The organism is Micromonospora sp. IBHARD003, from assembly GCF_056106285.1.
In genome coordinates this window covers 2,314,666-2,330,912 of the sequence record NZ_JBWBBX010000001.1, presented here as the reverse complement: position 1 = coordinate 2,330,912, position 16,247 = coordinate 2,314,666, and the positions used below count along the sequence as shown (strand labels likewise).

The window sequence follows — 16,247 nt, the reverse complement described above, 5'->3', positions numbered from 1 at the left end:
TGTGGCTTATGGACAAGCAGCAGGAATTCGTGCTCCGTACGCTCGAGGAGCGCGACATCCGGTTCGTGCGCCTGTGGTTCACCGATGTGCTCGGTTTTCTGAAATCGGTGGCGGTGGCCCCCGCCGAGCTGGAGCAGGCCTTTGACGAGGGCATCGGTTTCGACGGGTCCGCGATCGAGGGCTTCGCCCGGGTCTACGAATCGGACATGATCGCCAAGCCGGATCCGGGTACCTTCCAGATCCTGCCCTGGCGCGCGGAGGCCCCGGGCACCGCCAGGATGTTCTGCGACATCCTCATGCCCGACGGCTCCCCGTCCTTCGCCGACCCCCGCTACGTCCTCAAGCGGATCCTGGCCAAGACCTCCGACCTCGGGTTCACCTTCTACACCCACCCCGAGATCGAGTTCTTCCTGCTCAAGGACCGGCCGCTGGACGGCAGCCGCCCGACCCCCGCGGACAACTCCGGGTACTTCGACCACACCCCGCAGAACGTCGGCATGGACTTCCGCCGCCAGGCCATCACGATGCTCGAATCCATGGGCATCTCGGTGGAGTTCAGCCACCACGAGGGCGCGCCGGGCCAGCAGGAGATCGATCTGCGGTACGCGGACGCACTGTCGACCGCGGACAACATCATGACGTTCCGCCTGGTGATGAAGCAGGTCGCGCTCGAGCAGGGCGTCCAGGCCACCTTCATGCCGAAGCCCTTCTCCGAGCACCCCGGTTCCGGGATGCACACCCATCTGTCCCTCTTCGAAGGCGACCGGAACGCGTTCTACGAGTCGGGCGCCGAGTACCAGCTGTCCAAGGTCGGACGCTCCTTCATCGCCGGCCTGCTCAGGCACGCCGCGGAGATCTCCGCAGTCACCAACCAGTGGGTCAACTCCTACAAGCGCATCTGGGGCGGCTCGGCCCGCACGGCCGGCTCGGGCGGCGAGGCCCCCTCGTACATCTGCTGGGGCCACAACAACCGCTCGGCCCTGATCCGGGTCCCGATGTACAAGCCGGGCAAGACCGGCTCCTCCCGTATCGAGGTCCGCTCCCTCGACTCCGGTGCCAACCCCTACCTCGCCTACGCGGTCCTGCTCTCCGCGGGCCTCAAGGGCATCGAGGAGGGTTACGAGCTGCCCGCCGGCGCGGACGACGACGTCTGGGCCCTGTCGGACGCCGAGCGGCGCGCGATGGGCATCGAACCGCTGCCGCAGAACCTGGGTGAGGCGATCATGCTCATGGAGCGCAGCGAGCTGGTCGCGGAGACGCTGGGCGAGCACGTCTTCGACTTCTTCCTGCGCAACAAGAAGCAGGAGTGGGAGGAGTACCGCTCCGAGGTGACGGCGTTCGAGCTGCGCAAGAACCTGCCGGTGCTGTAGGCGGAGGCCGGAGCGGGTGTCCCGCTGATCCGGCTGCCGGGGCCGACGGTCGTGGACCGTCGGCCCCGCTGCGTTTCACCGGCTTCGCTGGGCCGCTCCTGGACCGTCCGGCGGCGGCTCAGCCGTGGCGGCGGTCCGCCAGAGGCGCCGGTGCCTCCTGGACCACCCAGCCGTTGCCGTCCGGGTCCTGGAAGAACACGAACGAGTTCCAGGTCTCGCCCTTGCCGCGGGCCCAGCCGGACGGCGAGACATGCTGGACCGCGCTGACGGCCACGCCCCGTCCGAGGAGCTCGTCATGCGCGGCCTCGATGTCCGGCACGCACAGCTGGAGCCCCTGGATCACCCCCGGGGCCATCGTCGTCTGGCCGGGTGCGGGGGGCATGCCGGAGCCGATGACGATCGAGCAGGGGGAACCGGGCGGAGTCAGCTGGATGATGCGCACGCCCCCGTCGACACGGGTGTCGTGGTCGACGTGGAATCCGCACTGGTCGGCGTAGAAGGTCTTCGCCCGGTCCACGTCGCTGACCGGGACTATGACGACTTCGAGCGTGAACTCCATACGCGGGACCTTCTCCTTCCCGGCGCCGTTCCCGGCGCTGTTCCCGGTCCTTCCGGATTCTTCTGGATCCTTCCCGGTCCTTCCAGCCCCTTCCTGGGGTTTTCCGGTCGGTGGTCGGGGGTTTTGCGGTCGGCGGTCAGCGTGCGGCGAGTGGTGTTCCCGGTCAGCGTGCGGCGAGCGGCGCCGGTGCCTCCTGGACCACCCAGCCGTTGCCGTCGGGATCGTTGAAGAAGAGGAAGGAGTTCCACACCTCCTTGCCCTTGCCCTCCTCCCAGCCGGACGGGCCGACCCGCTGGATCTGGCTGACGTCGACCCCGCGGCCGACCAGTTCGTCCCGGGCGGCGTCGATGTCGGTGACACAGAGCTGCATGCCCTTGAGCGAGCCGGGAGCCATCCGCGGCTGGCCGGGGGAGTCCGGCAGACCTTCCTCGAGGACGATGGAGCAGCGGGAGCCGGGCGGGGTGATCTGGACGAAGCGGGTCCCCTCGATCGGCGACATGTCGAGGTCGGCCCTGAACCCGCACCGGTCCACGTAGAAGGACTTGGCCCGGTCGACGTCGCTGACCGGGACGACGATCACTTCGAGGGTCCATTCCATGAGCGGGTCTCCGATCGTCCCTGTCGACTGCCGAAGGGAGAGGCGGCCCGGTCCTGTGCCCTCCGGTCCTCCCATGGTCCCTTCGAAGTACCGACGGTGCGCGGTGACCGCACTCATCGGAATCCGGCGCCGCGGGCTACGCTCGGATCCTGGCCGTGAGCGGATGCGGGATCGGCTCGGGCGGGATCGGGCAGGCGGGATCGGAGGCGGCGGGATGACGGTGCCGGGGCGCAGAAGCAGTACGTTCACCCGATTGCTGCGGCACGGCTTCACCCATCCCGCGGTCGCCGAACGGTTCCTCGAGCTGCCCGAGATGGCCCCCGTGCGCGCCGACTCCGTGCTCCTCGACGCCCTGGGAGCCACCGCCGACCCCGATCTCGCACTGCGCGGGCTGGTCCGTCTGGTGGAGGCGCAGAAGCCGGCGGAGCACGGGCCCGGCGAACGGCAGGTCCTCCTCGACACCCTGATCTCCGCGAAACCGCTGCGGGACCGGCTGCTCGGGGTGCTGGGCGCATCGGAGGCGCTCGGTGACCATCTGGCGCGCCACCCGCAGGACTGGCACGCGCTCGAGACCTACGAGGCGGCGGACCTGCACCCCGGCGTGGAGGAGTTCGAGCGGGGGCTGGCCGAGGCCACCGATCCGGTGTCGCTGCGCATTGCCTACCGGCGCTGTCTGCTCTCGATAGCGGCCCGCGACGTGTGCGGGACCACCGATGTCGCGCAGACCGCCGCCGAGCTCGCCGATCTGGCCACCGCGACCCTGCGGGCCGCGCTCGCCATCGCCCGCAGCGCCGCGCCCGGGGACGCCGCCGTCTGCCGGCTCGCGGTGATCGCGATGGGCAAGTGCGGCGGCCATGAGCTCAACTACGTCTCCGACGTCGATGTGATCTTCGTCGGGGAACCGGCCGAGGGATCGGACGAGCCGACGGCGCTCAAGGCCGCGACCCGCCTCGCCTCCCACCTCATGCGGATCTGCTCGGAGACCACGGTCGAGGGCGCCATCTGGCCGGTGGACGCCAATCTGCGACCCGAGGGACGCAACGGCCCGCTGGTGCGCACGCTCTCCAGCCATCTCGCGTACTACCAGCGGTGGGCGAAGACCTGGGAGTTCCAGGCGCTGCTCAAGGCGCGGCCGGTGGCCGGCGACCCCGAGCTGGGCGCCGACTACATCGAGGCCGTCTCACCGCTCGTCTGGCAGGCCGCCGAACGCGAGAACTTCGTGCCCGACGTGCAGAAGATGCGCCGGCGGGTCGTCGACAACATCCCCGCGGACCGGATAGACCGCGAGCTGAAGCTCGGCCCCGGCGGACTGCGGGACGTCGAGTTCGCCGTGCAACTGCTCCAGCTCGTGCACGGCCGCAGCGACGCGTCCCTGCGCAGCGGCAGCACCCTCGAAGCGCTGGGCGCCCTCGCGGCGGGCGGATACGTGGGGCGCGCGGACGCCGCCCAGCTCGACCAGGCGTACCGCTTCCTGAGGGCCATGGAGCACCGCATCCAGCTGTTCCGGCTGCGCCGCACCCATCTCGTCCCGGACGGCGAGGACGACCAGCGCAGGCTGGGGCGTTCGCTGGGACTGCGCGCCGATCCGGTCGTCGAACTCAACAAGGAGTGGCGGCGGCACGCGTCGGTCGTGCGGCGGCTGCACGAGAAGCTCTTCTACCGGCCCCTGCTCGACGCCGTCGCCCAGCTCGCGCCCGGCGAGACCCGGCTCAGCGCTGCGGCGGCACGCCAGCGGCTCGAGGCGCTCGGCTACGCCGACCCCGCCGCCGCCCTGCGCCATCTCGAGGCGCTGTCGTCGGGCGTGACCCGCAAGGCGGCGATCCAGCGGACCCTGCTGCCGGTGCTGCTGGGCTGGTTCGCGGACTCGGCCGACCCGGACGCGGGCCTGCTGGGCTTCCGCCAGGTGTCCGACGCTCTGGGCAAGACGCCCTGGTACCTGCGGCTGCTGCGCGACGAGGGCGCGGCGGCGGAGAACCTCGCGCGTGTGCTGTCCGCCGGCCGGCTCGCCCCCGATCTGCTGCTGCGGGCGCCGGAGGCCGTCGCGTTGCTCGGCGACCCCGAGGGGCTGAAGCCGCGCGACCGCGACCATCTGGAGCAGGAGGTGCTGGCCGCGGTCGGCCGCGCGGACGGCGCGGAGGCGGCCGTCACCGCGGCCCGCGGCGTGCGCCGGCGTGAACTCTTCCGTACCGCAGCGGCCGACCTGATCGGCTCGTACGGCACCGACGAGAGTCCGGCCGAACAGGACCCGGGCGCACTCGTCGACCGGGCCGGCAGCGCGATCACCGACCTCAACGCGGTGACGATCGCCGGCGCCCTGCGGGCCGTCGTGCGCGAACAGTGGGGCGACACCCTCCCCACCCGCTTCGCGGTGATCGGCATGGGCCGCTTCGGCGGACACGAACTGGGCTACGGCTCGGACGCGGACGTCCTGTTCGTGCACGAGCCGCGTGACGGAGCCGACGAGCAGGAGGCGGCCAGAGCGGCCAACACGGTCGTGTCCGAGATGCGGCGGCTGCTCCAAGTCCCCACCTCCGACCCGCCGCTGCTCATCGACGCCGACCTGCGCCCGGAGGGCAAGAACGGGCCCCTGGTCCGTACGCTCGCCTCGTACGCCGCCTACTACCGGCGCTGGTCCCTGGTGTGGGAGAGCCAGGCCCTGCTGCGTGCCGAGCCGGTGGCGGGCGACGAGGAGCTCGGTGCGCGCTTCATCGAGCTGATCGACCCGCTGCGCTACCCGGCCGAAGGCCTCGGAGACGACGCCGTACGCGAGATCCGCAGGCTCAAGGCCCGGATGGAGACCGAACGGCTGCCGCGCGGTGCCGACCCGGCCCTCCACGTCAAACTGGGGCGCGGCGGGCTCAGCGACGTCGAGTGGACGATCCAGCTGCTGCAGATGCGCCACGGCTGGTCCGAACCGGGTCTGCGCACCACCCGTACCCGTGAGGCGCTCGCCGCCGCACACGCCGCCGGCCTGCTGGCCACGGAGGACGCCCAGATCCTCGACGACGCCTGGGTCCTCGCGACCCGCGTCCGCAACGCGGTGATGCTGGTCCGCGGCAGGCCGGGAGACACCTTTCCGTCGGACGGGCGCGAACTGGCCGCTGTGGGGCGCTACTTGGGGTACGGGCCGGGGCATGTGGGCGAGATGGTCGACGACTACCGGCGTGCCACCCGGCGGGCGCGGGCCGTGGTGGAAGACCTGTTCTACGGAACCTGAGCCCGGGGCCGGAACCCGGGCGGCAGGCACCGGCGCCCCGGACAGGACCTGCAGGGCGGGCAGGCCTTGCACCGCAGGCGCGGTGCAAGGCCCTTGGCGGCACGCCCGGCCGTGCCTACGCGTCCCGCCGCCGGTACGCCCAGTGGCCCGCCACGGTCATGACCGCGGTGAACGCGCAGAACACCGCCATCGCCACCGGTGTCGACAAATCGCTGCCGACCATGGTCCGTGCGAAGTCCTGCTCCTCACCGGAGAGCGCGGCGACATCGGTGAGCACGGCCCGTCCCGCCGCGAACGGGAGCCAGTTCCCGAGCCCGTCCAGTCCGGGGACACTGCCCAGCAGACCGCCCACGACCCGTTCACCGATCAGCGGCCACATGCACAGCACCACCACCGCTGCGATCCGGCTGCGCGTCAGCGCCACCAACGCCATGCACAGCAGAGCCCAGCAGCCCATCCACAGCACGAACCGGGACACGGGCCACACCACCTCGCCCCAGGGAGGCTGCGGGGCGCCCGTGGCCGCCAGGGCCACCGCCGATGACAACGCCCCCAGCAGGGCGCTGCCGACCGCCACCGCCGCCCCGGTCAGAAAGCCCACGGCACACTTCGCCCGGTACGCCGTACCGCGCCCGTTCACGGCGAGCCAGGTCGTCCGGGCAGCCCTGCGCACAAGATCGGTCGAAACCGGTCCGGTGCCCAGCACCAGAACGAAGAAGCACAGGGCGGGAACCTGCAGCGCCAGCGGTGTCCACTCCAGCAGGTCCGCCATGGCCGCGGCGTCGATCACGTCCTGGCCGCCGGGGTCGAGCAGCGGCCCGAGCCCGGCCAGCAGGCTCAGCGCCGCCACCACGGCCAGCAGCACCCAGGTCGACCGAAGCGCCGTCAGATGCCGCCACTCGTAGCGGCAGGCCCGCAGGAACGCCTCTGCGGGGGAGACGACCGGCAAAGACCTTGTCGCAGCCGTGCTCATGAGATCTTGAACTCCTCTTCCGCGATGGTCAGGTAGAAGTCCTCGAGGGACGGCTGCGCCTCGTGCAGCAGAAACAGGGCGATCCCCTGCTCCGCGGCGAGCGAGCCGACCCGGAACCGGTCGAGGCCCGTGATGTCCGCGCAGTCCTTGCCGGTGGCCTCGAGCCGGCCGCCGTGCGCCTGCACGAGATCCTTCAGCCTCGCCAGATCCGGCGTCTCGACGCGCACCATGTGCCGGTCCGCCGCGTATGCCCGGAGATCGGCCATCGGGGCCGCGGCCACCACCCGGCCCCGCGACAGCACGACCACCCGGTCGGCGAGCTGCTCCATCTCGCCCAGGAGGTGACTCGACACCAGCACCGCCCGTCCCTGTGCCGCCTGAGCCCGCAGGAAGTCCCGCAGCCAGCGGATCGAATGCGGGTCGAGTCCATTGGCCGGCTCGTCCAGGACGAGCACCGGGGGATCGCCCAGCAGTGCCTGGGCGATCCCTACGCGCTGTGCCATCCCGAGCGAGAGCTCGGACAGCCTCAGCCGTGCCGCGTCGGTCAGTCCGACCGTGGCCAGCAGCTCGTCCACCCGTGCGTCCGCAGCGCCGCTCCCGGCGGCCACCATCCGCAGATGGGAGCGCACCCGGTGGTTCGGGTGTCCCGCCACACCGCCGAGCACGGCCCCGACGACGCTGCCGGGCGAGCCCCATTCGTGCAGTGGCCGCCCCAGGAACTCGGTCCGTCCCTCGCCGCGTGCGAGCCCCAGCATCAGCCGGATCGTCGTGGTCTTCCCCGCGCCGTTCGCTCCGACGAAGCCGGTCACCTCACCGGCCCGGAGGCTGAGGGACACCCCGTCCAGGACCCGTTTCGAGCCGAAGGCCCTCGTGAGGTCCCGCGCTTCGACGAGCACCTCGCCCATCACCACAACAGCTTTCCTCTCGTCATCCGGAACCCACCTTCCGCCCGGAGGTTTCGGACCGCGCGCTTTGGTCCCGGTCCGCTCCGTCGAGCCGTCGCCCAACTGCCGGGCGTGGAGACGTCATTGAAAGGCAGAACCGTTGCTCCGCGGGGCGGAAAGGCGTCACTCCGTTTACCGGCCGTCGCCGGCCGGCGCGGCATACGAGCCCAGGACCAGCGGCGACGGGCACCGGCTCGCCCTCCGGGCCGCTGACCACGTGGCCATGGGCCACCCGGACGATGCCCGAAGAACCAATGGCGGGTGTCACACCACGCGACAAGTATCTCTCCTGTTCCTCCGAACTCACGGACGGACAAAGGCCGTTGACACCCGCCGGTGAGGCGGCCGCTACTCCATCACACCGAACATGGGGGTATCAGTGCGCAACAAGCTGCGCATCACCGCCGCGACCATCACGGCAGCCGTCGCCCTTGGCGTCGCCGCGCCGATGGCCTCGGCTGTCGAGCATTCCCGCGCCACAACCGCTTCTGTGAGCGTCTCCCAGGCCTCCCAGGCTGCGGACGCCCAGCAGGCCGCCCGCACACTGCTGAACAGCCGTGACGCCAAGGCCCGTGCCTTCGTCGCGAGCCTTTCGGCTGCCGACCGCGCGGATCTGAACCGGGCCGCGCAGGGCAAGCAGGCGAAGAAGATCTCCTGGCGCGCCATCAAGAACATCCTGAGCAAGATCAAGGGCTTCGGTAAGGCGATCAAGGGCAAGTACAGCGACTTCAAGCGCTGGTTCAACGGTCTTCCCTGGTGGGTGAAGCTGGCCATCAGGGGAGTCTCGCCGGGCCTGACGATTTACGACATCTGGTGGCACTTCCACCACTGATACGCTGACGCGATATCGAGCTCATGCAGGGCCGGAGCCATTTCCCATGGCTCCGGCCTTTGCCGACATGAGGGGAGACGTCATGACGGAAACTGCGAGCGACGAAACCACCAAGGCGACGTGGGACATTCCCTCCGTCCTGATTGCACCGGCCCTCGCGCTCCTGATTTTCACGGAGATGTCGGCCACCTGGATGTCCGTCGTCATGTGGATCTTCTGGGGGCTGTCATGCCTCGCCGCCCTGCTGGAATGGAGCCAGTTCGCCAGTGACGGCGTCCGTGGTCCCGGCAGCTGGGCCACCTGTGCGTTCACCCACGCGGCGCTGATTCTGTGCGCCGTGCTCTTCTTCGCCGGATAGTCCGCCCGTCCGAAAGGGCAATGCCCTTTCGGACCGTTGCCCCGGAATTCCGCTCAGCCGTATCCGCACGGCCCCGGGCGGATACGGGAGAGGCCCGAGCCGCCGGCCCGGGCCTCGTCCATGTCACGGAGCGTCGCGCGCCCGCTGGGGATAACGGGACAGCCCTTAACGTCGCGCGGAGTTCAGCCTGTCCGCCCATGCCGCGCGCAGCCGACCGGGTCCGTCCTCCCCCTCGGGCGCCGCTATGTGCTGCGGCAGCCGGTGCGTCAGTGCGCCGAACCAGGCGTACGAGACCGCGTATCCGAACGAGAGGCAGAGGATGCCGCCGACCGCGTCCAGCCAGAAGTGGTTGGCCGTGGCGACGATGACGACGAGGGTGAGTGTCGGGTACAGAAGGCCGAGGATCTTCGCCCACGGGGCCGACGCCAGAGCGAAGATGATCAGTCCGCACCACAGCGACCAGCCGATGTGCATGGACGGCATGGCCGCGTACTGGTTCGACATGTGCTTCAGATTGCCCGATGCCATCGAGCCCCAGGTGTGGTGCACCAGCACGGTGTCGATGAAGTCCTGCCCGTTCATCAGCCGGGGCGGGGCCAGCGGGTAGAGGTAGTACCCGACGAGGGCGACACCCGTCGTCGCGAAGAGCACCAGCCGTGCGGAGGAGTAGCGGCCGGGGTGCCACCGGTAGAGCCAGACGAGCACGCCGATGGTGATCAGGAAGTGCAGTGTCGCGTAGTAGTAGTTCATCCCCACGATCAGCCAAGTCACCGAGTTCACGGCGTGGTTGACCGTCTGCTCGACCGCTATGCCGAGGGTGCGTTCGGCTTCCCAGATCCAGTCGGCGTTCCGCAGCGCCTGTGCCTTCTGCTCCGGCACCGCGTTGCGGATGAGGGAGTACGTCCAGTAGCTGACCGCGATGAGCAGGATCTCGAACCAGATCCGAGGACGCCGGGGCGTCCTCGTGCGGCGTCCGCGACCGGATTCCGGAGCCGGAGATTCCGCTGTCACCATGGGTGACGGGGTGGCCGTCAGGCCTTCCGGAGTCTTTACGGTCGCTTCACCCATAGGGAGAGAGTTTGCCAGATGGCCGCTGCGGCTCCGATCATCCCCGGGTCTGGTTCGGACCGCCCCCGCGGTACGACTCGAGAACGACCGCGGTACCTATCCGGTCGCAGCGCCCGGCGCACTTCCGGGTCCGGACGCGGTGGAACCTCGTACGACCAGTTCCGGCATGAAGACGAATTCGCTGTGCGGCGCCGGGGTCCCGCCGATCTCCTCCAGCAGGGTGCGCACGGCGGCCTGGCCCATGGCGGGCACCGGCTTGCGGATCGTGGTCAGGGGCGGGTCGGTGAAGGCGATCAGCGGTGAGTCGTCGAAGCCGACGACCGAGATGTCGCGCGGCACTTCGAGCCCGCGCTGCCGCGCCGCCCTGATCGCGCCGAGCGCCATCATGTCGCTCGCGCACACCACGGCCGTGCAGCCGCGGTCCATCAGCGCGGACGCCGCGGCCTGTCCGCCCTCCAGGGTGTAGAGGGAGTGCTGGATCAGCTGGGACTCGATCTCCTGGTCGGTCAGACCCAGCTGTTCATGCACGACCTTGACAAATCCCTCTATTTTCCGCAGAACCGGGACGAACCGCTTCGGGCCGACCGCCAGACCGATCCTGGTGTGGCCGAGTGCGACGAGATGGGTCACCGCCAGCCGCATCGCCGCCCGGTCGTCGGGGGAGATGAACGGCGCGTGTACCTGCGGGGCGAAGCCGTCCACGAGGACGAACGGCACGCCCTGGGCGCGCAGCTTCTCGTAGCGCTGCATGTCGGCACTGGTGTCGGCGTGCAGTCCGGAGACGTAGATGATGCCGGAGACCCCGCGGTCCACGAGCATTTCGGTGAGTTCGTCCTCCGTGGAGCCGCCGGGGGTCTGGGTGGCCAGCACGGGCGTGTAGCCCTGGCGGGTCAGCGCCTGTCCGATGACCTGGGCCAGGGCCGGGAATATGGGATTCTCCAGCTCCGGGGTGATCAGCCCGACCAGTCCCGCGCTGCGCCGGCGCAGCCGTACGGGGCGCTCGTAGCCGAGGACGTCGAGGGCGGCGAGCACCGATTCGCGGGTGGTCGCGGCCACGCCCGGCTTGCCGTTGAGCACCCGGCTGACCGTGGCTTCGCTGACCCCCGCCTGGGCTGCGATGTCGGCAAGCCGTGCGGTCATGGGATTGGACTGTACCGGTCGCATGTCAGATTGCCCACCAGGTGCTGGAGTCGGCGGGAAGGCGTACCGTCCCGCCGTTGAACTCGGGTGCCGCCGACGACAGCAGGAGTGTGCCGGGGGTGGGGATGGTGACTGCTTCGCCGGTGGTGTTGGTGGTGCACACGAAGCCGTCACGGCCGAGGACGAGGACGCCTTCGGGACCCTCCAGCCAGGTCACCGTGTCACCCGCGCCAAGACCCGGATGCTCACGACGTACCGCGAGCGCGGCCCGGTACAGCTCCAGCGTCGAGCCCGGCACCCCCGTCTGCGCCTCCACACTCAGCTCACCCCACGACGACGGCTGCGGAAGCCAACTGCCCCCACTGCCGAAACCGTACGACGAACCCGACCGCGTCCACGGGATCGGCACCCGGCACCCGTCCCGGAACCCGTCCTGACCCTCCGCCCGGAAGAACGACGGATCCTGCCGCACCTCATCCGGCAGATCCGTCACATCCGGCAGACCCAGCTCCTCACCCTGATACACATACGCCGACCCCGGCAACGCCAGCATCAACAACGACGCCGCCCGCGCCCGACACAGACCGGTGGGGCCGTCGCCGTAGCGGGTCGGGTGGCGTACGACGTCGTGGTTGGACAGCACCCAGGTGGTGGGGGCGCCCACCGATGTGGTCGCCGCCAGTGAGGCGTCGATGACCGCACGCATCCGGTCCGGGTCCCAGGGGCAGCGCAGGAACTGGAAGTTGAAGGCCTGGTGCATCTCGTCCGGGCGGACGTACAGGGCGAGCCGCTCCGATGTCGGCGCCCAGGCCTCCGCGACTCCGATGCGCTCGCCCTCGTAACCGTCCAGGAGCCGTCGCCAGGTGCGGTGGATCTCGTGGACACCGTCCTGGTCGAAGAAGGGCAGCACCTGTGCGCCGATCATCTTGGCCTGCTCGCGGAGTCCGATATTGGGTAGTCCATCCGCTTTGACCATCCCATGGGCGACATCGATACGGAAGCCGTCGACGCCCAGGTCCAGCCAGAAGCGGAGCACGGAGGCGAACTCCTCGTGCACGGCCGGTTCGTCCCAGTTGAGGTCGGGCTGCTCGGGCGCGAACAGGTGGAGGTACCACTCCCCGTCCTTCGCCCGGGTCCACGCGGGCCCGCCGAAAACGGACTCCCAGTCGTTGGGCGGCAGCTCCCCGGCCGCGCCCTTTCCGGGGCGGAAGTGGTAGTGCGCCCGCTCGGGGCCGCCGGCGAGCGCGGCCTGGAACCAGGGGTGGTGGTCGGAGGTGTGGTTGGGAACGATGTCGACGATCACCCGCAGCCCCAGCCGGTGCGCTTCGCGGACCAGGTCGTCGGCGTCGGACAGCTCGCCGAAGAGGGGGTCGACGGCCCGGTAGTCGGCGACGTCGTAGCCGCCGTCGGCCTGCGGGGACGCGTAGAAGGGGGTGATCCAGAGCGCGTCCACGCCGAGCGCGGCGAGGTGGGGGAGCCGCTGCCGGATCCCGCGCAGATCACCGACGCCGTCGCCGTCGCTGTCGGCGAAGGAGCGGACGTACACCTGGTAGATCACGGCGTCGCGCCACCAGTCCCGCCGCTGCCGGGGGAGATGCGCCGGGGCGGTCGTGCTGAGCTCCTGCGTCATGGACGGTCCCTTCGGATCGTTCATCGGATCGTTCACGTACTGCCGCTGCCTTGCGACGCCTGAATCCGGACGAACTGGCCTCTTCCAGATCTTCCGGTTCAACGCCGACCTCTCTCGAAGGTAACAGCGTTGCAATCTCTTGCGGAAGCAGTTGCGTAAGCCAACGGAACCGGCGTCAAGCGGTGCGGGCTGCGATCGGATGAGGCCGGAGGGTATGGATCCGTGCGTTGGCAAGCGTTGTATCGGCAACCCTCAGGACACGCTGATGTAACGATCCCCCCGTCTTGCGGAAATCTCTCGCAAGCTCTTTCGGTCTTCTTTCAACCTTGTTACGTTCCTCGACGAATCGGCGCCGTGATGGAGCGGCCCCATCGAAGGAGTTCACATGCGACGTGGCATAGCGGCCACCGCTCTGGTCGCGAGCCTGGCGCTCTCGGCGACCGCGTGCGGCGGCGACGACACCGAGGGCGCGAAGAGCAGCGCGGGCGGCAAGCTGTCGGGCACGGTCACCTGGTGGGACACGTCGACCGTCGGCAGCGAGGACAAGGTCTTCAAGAAGCTCGCCGAGGGTTTCACCAAGCAGCACCCCGACGTCAAGATCAAGTATGTGAATGTGCCCTTCGGTGAGGCACAGAACAAGTTCAAGAACGCCGCCCAGTCCGGCTCCGGCGCCCCCGACGTCATCCGCTCCGAGGTCGCCTGGACCCCCGAGTTCGCCGACCTCGGCTACCTCGCCCCGCTCGACGGCACCACGGCGCTGAAGAACGAGAAGGACTTCCTGGGGCAGGCCGCCGCCTCCACGAAGTACAAGGACAAGACCTACGCCGTCCCGCAGGTCATCGACACCATGGGCATCTTCTACAACAAGAAGATCTTCAAGGACGCCGGTGTCCAGGTCCCCGGCACCATCGCCGAGCTCAAGACCGCCGCGAAGACGATCAAGTCCAAGACCGGCAAGACCGCCATGTACCTGCGCGGCGACGACGCGTACTGGTTCCTGTCCTTCCTCTACGGCGAGGGCGGCGACCTGGTCGACCCCAAGAACAAGAAGATCACGGTCGACAGCCCGGCCGGCGTCAAGGCCATGACGGTCGTCAAGGACCTGGTCGACTCCGGTGTCGCCAAGACCGATGCCACCGACGGCTGGAACAACATGCAGTCGGCCTTCAAGGACGGCAAGGTCGCCATGATGATCAACGGTCCCTGGGCCGTCACCGACACCTACGCCGGCAAGGAGTTCAAGGACAAGGCGAACCTCGGCATCGCCCCCGTCCCCGCCGGCTCGGCAGGCCAGGGCGCCCCGCAGGGCGGCCACAACCTCGCCGTCTACGCGGGCTCCAAGAACCTCGAGGCCTCCTACGCCTTCGTCGAGTACATGACCTCCGTCGAGGCCCAGACCCAGGTCGCCACGGAGCTCAGCCTGCTTCCGACCCGCACCTCCGTCTACTCCGACCCGAAGGTCGCGGCCAACGAGATCGTCGGCTTCTTCAAGCCGGCCGTCGACAAGGCCGTCGAGCGCCCCTGGATCCCCGAGGGCGGCAGCCTCTTCGCCCCGCTGGTGACCGAGTACACCAAGGTCCTCACCGGCCAGACCACCCCGGAGAAGGGAGCCTCGACGGCGGGCGACGCCTACCGCAAGCTCCTCAAGGACTGGAAGTAAGGGAAGAGACCGACTGATGGCTGTCGACACCAGCGGCCGGTCGGTGGCGAAGGCCGCGGAGCCCGGAAGGGCCCGCGGCCGTCGCCGCGACTCCGCAGCGGCGCCCGGCAAGCTCCGCCGCGCCCTCTCCATCCACTGGTACGCCTGGACCATGGTCGCCCCCGTGGTGATCGTGATCGGCGTGATCATCGGCTATCCGCTCGTTCGCGGCGTCTACCTGTCGCTGACGAACGCCAACGAGCGGAACGTCGAGCGCTCCATCGGGGTCAACCACCTCCCCGCGTCCTACGAATTCGTCGGTCTGGACAACTACACCGACGCACTCACCGGCAGCCAGTTCCTCGGGACCCTCGGGTGGACGCTGGTGTGGACGGTCTCCTGCGTGGCCGTCACCTTCGGCCTGGGCCTCGCCCTCGCCAACATCCTCAACCGCAGGATCGCCGGCCGGTCGTTCTACCGGATGATGCTGGTCCTGCCCTGGGCCGTGCCCGGCTTCGTCTCCGTCTTCGCCTGGCGCTTCCTCTACAACGAGGACAACGGCCTGCTCAACAAGTTCCTCGCGGGCGGCGGCATCGACGCCGTGCCGTGGCTGAACGATCCGCTGTGGGCCAAGGTCTCGGTGATCGCCGTCAACGTCTGGCTCGGCGTCCCGTTCATGATGGTCGCCCTGCTCGGCGGTCTCCAGTCCATCCCCGGCGAGCTGTACGAGGCCGCCGAGATGGACGGCGCGAACGCGTGGCAGCGCTTCCGGCACATCACCATGCCGGGGCTCCGCTCGGTGTCCACCACCGTCATCCTGCTGAGCACCATCTGGACCTTCAACATGTTCCCGGTGATCTTCCTGCTGACGCGCGGCGGTCCCGGCGAGGCCACCCAGATCCTGGTGACCCAGGCCTACAAGTTCTCCTTCGAGATCAGCCCGCGCGACTTCGCGCAGTCCTCCACCTGGGGCGTGCTGATCCTCGTCCTCCTGATGCTCTTCGCCGCGGTCTACCGGCGAGTCCTCCGCAAGCAGGGAGAAACCTGGTGACCACGACCAACGCCCCGGCGAGCGCCCCGGTGCGCGGCCGCCGCTCGCCGCTCGCCTCCCTCGGACTGCATCTGACGCTGCTCGTCGCGTCCGTGATCGCCGTTTTCCCGGTGCTGTGGGTGCTCCTCACCTCCCTCAAGCCCGCGGAGTACGCGACCACCACCGACTTCGTCAAAGAGACGACGTTCGAGAACTACACCCGGCTGATCGACGACACCGAGTTCCTCACTTGGTTCGGCAACTCCCTGCTCGTCGCCGGCCTCACCACGGTGCTCGGCGTCTTCGTCGCCTCCACCACCGGCTACGCCGTCAGCCGCTTCCGCTTCCCCGGCAAGCGCGGACTGATGTGGACCCTGCTCATCACCCAGATGTTCCCGGTCGCGGTCCTGATCGTGCCGATCTACAACATCATGTCGGGCCTGGGGCTGCTCAACGAGCCGGCCGGTCTGGTGATCACCTACCTCACCATCGCCGTACCGTTCTGCGCCTGGATGATGAAGGGCTTCTTCGACACCATCCCGCGCGAGATCGACGAGTCCGGCCAGGTCGACGGGCTCACCCCGTTCGGCACGTTCTGGCGGCTGATCCTGCCGCTGGCGAAGCCGGGCATCGCGGTCACGGCGTTCTACTCGTTCATCACCGCGTGGGGCGAGGTGGCCTACGCCTCCGCGTTCATGGTCGGCGACGAGAACCTCACCCTGGCCGGCGGACTGCAGAAGTTCGTCAACCAGTACGGCGCCCAGTGGGGCCCGATGACCGCGGCGTCCGTGCTCATCGCGATCCCCGCGGCGATCGTCTTCCTCTTCGCCCAGCGGCATCTGGTGACCGGTGTCTCCGCAGGCGCCGTCAAGGGCTGACGCCCCGCCGC

The 16,247-nt window shown here is 69.4% G+C and carries 14 protein-coding genes; 7 read left to right on the top strand and 7 right to left on the bottom strand.

The features are described 5' to 3' along the window. Window positions 1-8: 8 nt before the first annotated feature. Window positions 9-1,370 (top strand): glutamine synthetase family protein, encoded by a 1,362-nt coding sequence (locus tag ACTWOL_RS10320; protein ID WP_474296310.1) that lies wholly within the window; start codon window positions 9-11, stop codon window positions 1,368-1,370. Between the two features lie 118 nt (window positions 1,371-1,488). Here ACTWOL_RS10320 and ACTWOL_RS10315 read toward each other — a convergent pair whose 3' ends face one another. Next, window positions 1,489-1,929 carry a VOC family protein gene (locus ACTWOL_RS10315; RefSeq protein ID WP_474296309.1) on the bottom strand — a complete coding sequence of 147 codons (441 nt, stop codon included), beginning with the start codon at window positions 1,927-1,929 and terminating at the stop codon, window positions 1,489-1,491. Window positions 1,930-2,092: 163 nt separating this feature from the next. Next, on the bottom strand, window positions 2,093-2,527 hold the full coding sequence (locus ACTWOL_RS10310; protein ID WP_474296308.1) for a VOC family protein: 435 nt from the start codon (window positions 2,525-2,527) through the stop codon (window positions 2,093-2,095). 214 nt (window positions 2,528-2,741) lie between these two features. On the opposite strand from ACTWOL_RS10310, the gene ACTWOL_RS10305 reads away from it, so the two are divergent. Then, window positions 2,742-5,744 (top strand): bifunctional [glutamine synthetase] adenylyltransferase/[glutamine synthetase]-adenylyl-L-tyrosine phosphorylase, encoded by a 3,003-nt coding sequence (locus ACTWOL_RS10305; protein ID WP_474296307.1) that lies wholly within the window; start codon window positions 2,742-2,744, stop codon window positions 5,742-5,744. Window positions 5,745-5,859: 115 nt separating this feature from the next. Here ACTWOL_RS10305 and ACTWOL_RS10300 read toward each other — a convergent pair whose 3' ends face one another. Together ACTWOL_RS10300 and ACTWOL_RS10295 are read right to left on the bottom strand one after the other, a co-directional pair. Next, the gene (locus ACTWOL_RS10300) at window positions 5,860-6,717 is read right to left on the bottom strand and encodes a hypothetical protein (RefSeq protein ID WP_474296306.1); all 858 of its coding nucleotides are present in this window, start codon (window positions 6,715-6,717) and stop codon (window positions 5,860-5,862) included. Further along, a complete protein-coding gene (locus ACTWOL_RS10295; RefSeq protein ID WP_474301136.1) occupies window positions 6,714-7,622 on the bottom strand; it encodes an ABC transporter ATP-binding protein in 909 nt (302 codons plus the stop codon). Before ACTWOL_RS10295 ends, ACTWOL_RS10300 begins: the two co-directional genes overlap by 4 nt. Before the next feature lie 406 nt (window positions 7,623-8,028). On the opposite strand from ACTWOL_RS10295, the gene ACTWOL_RS10290 reads away from it, so the two are divergent. Next, on the top strand, window positions 8,029-8,493 hold the full coding sequence (locus ACTWOL_RS10290; protein ID WP_474296305.1) for a hypothetical protein: 465 nt from the start codon (window positions 8,029-8,031) through the stop codon (window positions 8,491-8,493). Between the two features lie 82 nt (window positions 8,494-8,575). Further along, window positions 8,576-8,851: a hypothetical protein gene (locus ACTWOL_RS10285; protein ID WP_474296304.1), complete on the top strand. Its 276-nt coding sequence runs from the start codon at window positions 8,576-8,578 to the stop codon at window positions 8,849-8,851. A gap of 165 nt (window positions 8,852-9,016) precedes the next feature. On the opposite strand, the gene ACTWOL_RS10280 is transcribed toward ACTWOL_RS10285, so the two are convergent. The 3 genes from ACTWOL_RS10280 to ACTWOL_RS10270 all read right to left on the bottom strand — a co-directional run bounded on the left by ACTWOL_RS10280 (window position 9,017) and on the right by ACTWOL_RS10270 (window position 12,689). Further along, window positions 9,017-9,919: a phosphatase PAP2 family protein gene (locus ACTWOL_RS10280; protein ID WP_474296303.1), complete on the bottom strand. Its 903-nt coding sequence runs from the start codon at window positions 9,917-9,919 to the stop codon at window positions 9,017-9,019. Window positions 9,920-10,015: 96 nt separating this feature from the next. Continuing rightward, complete coding sequence (locus ACTWOL_RS10275) at window positions 10,016-11,059, bottom strand: LacI family DNA-binding transcriptional regulator (protein WP_474296302.1); 1,044 nt, start codon at window positions 11,057-11,059, stop codon at window positions 10,016-10,018. Window positions 11,060-11,084: 25 nt separating this feature from the next. Further along, window positions 11,085-12,689 (bottom strand): glycoside hydrolase family 13 protein, encoded by a 1,605-nt coding sequence (locus ACTWOL_RS10270; protein WP_474296301.1) that lies wholly within the window; start codon window positions 12,687-12,689, stop codon window positions 11,085-11,087. Between the two features lie 385 nt (window positions 12,690-13,074). On the opposite strand from ACTWOL_RS10270, the gene ACTWOL_RS10265 reads away from it, so the two are divergent. From ACTWOL_RS10265 to ACTWOL_RS10255, 3 genes are read left to right on the top strand one after another with little or no spacing between them, the layout of a single operon-like run. Continuing rightward, window positions 13,075-14,349, top strand: coding sequence for an extracellular solute-binding protein (locus tag ACTWOL_RS10265; protein ID WP_474296300.1), 1,275 nt, complete (start codon window positions 13,075-13,077; stop codon window positions 14,347-14,349). 16 nt (window positions 14,350-14,365) lie between these two features. Further along, the gene (locus tag ACTWOL_RS10260; RefSeq protein WP_474296299.1) at window positions 14,366-15,379 is read left to right on the top strand and encodes a carbohydrate ABC transporter permease; all 1,014 of its coding nucleotides are present in this window, start codon (window positions 14,366-14,368) and stop codon (window positions 15,377-15,379) included. Next, entirely contained in the window at window positions 15,376-16,236 is an 861-nt protein-coding gene (locus ACTWOL_RS10255; protein WP_474296298.1) for a sugar ABC transporter permease, read from the top strand. The genes ACTWOL_RS10260 and ACTWOL_RS10255 overlap by 4 nt, the downstream gene beginning before the upstream one ends. Window positions 16,237-16,247: the final 11 nt, after the last annotated feature.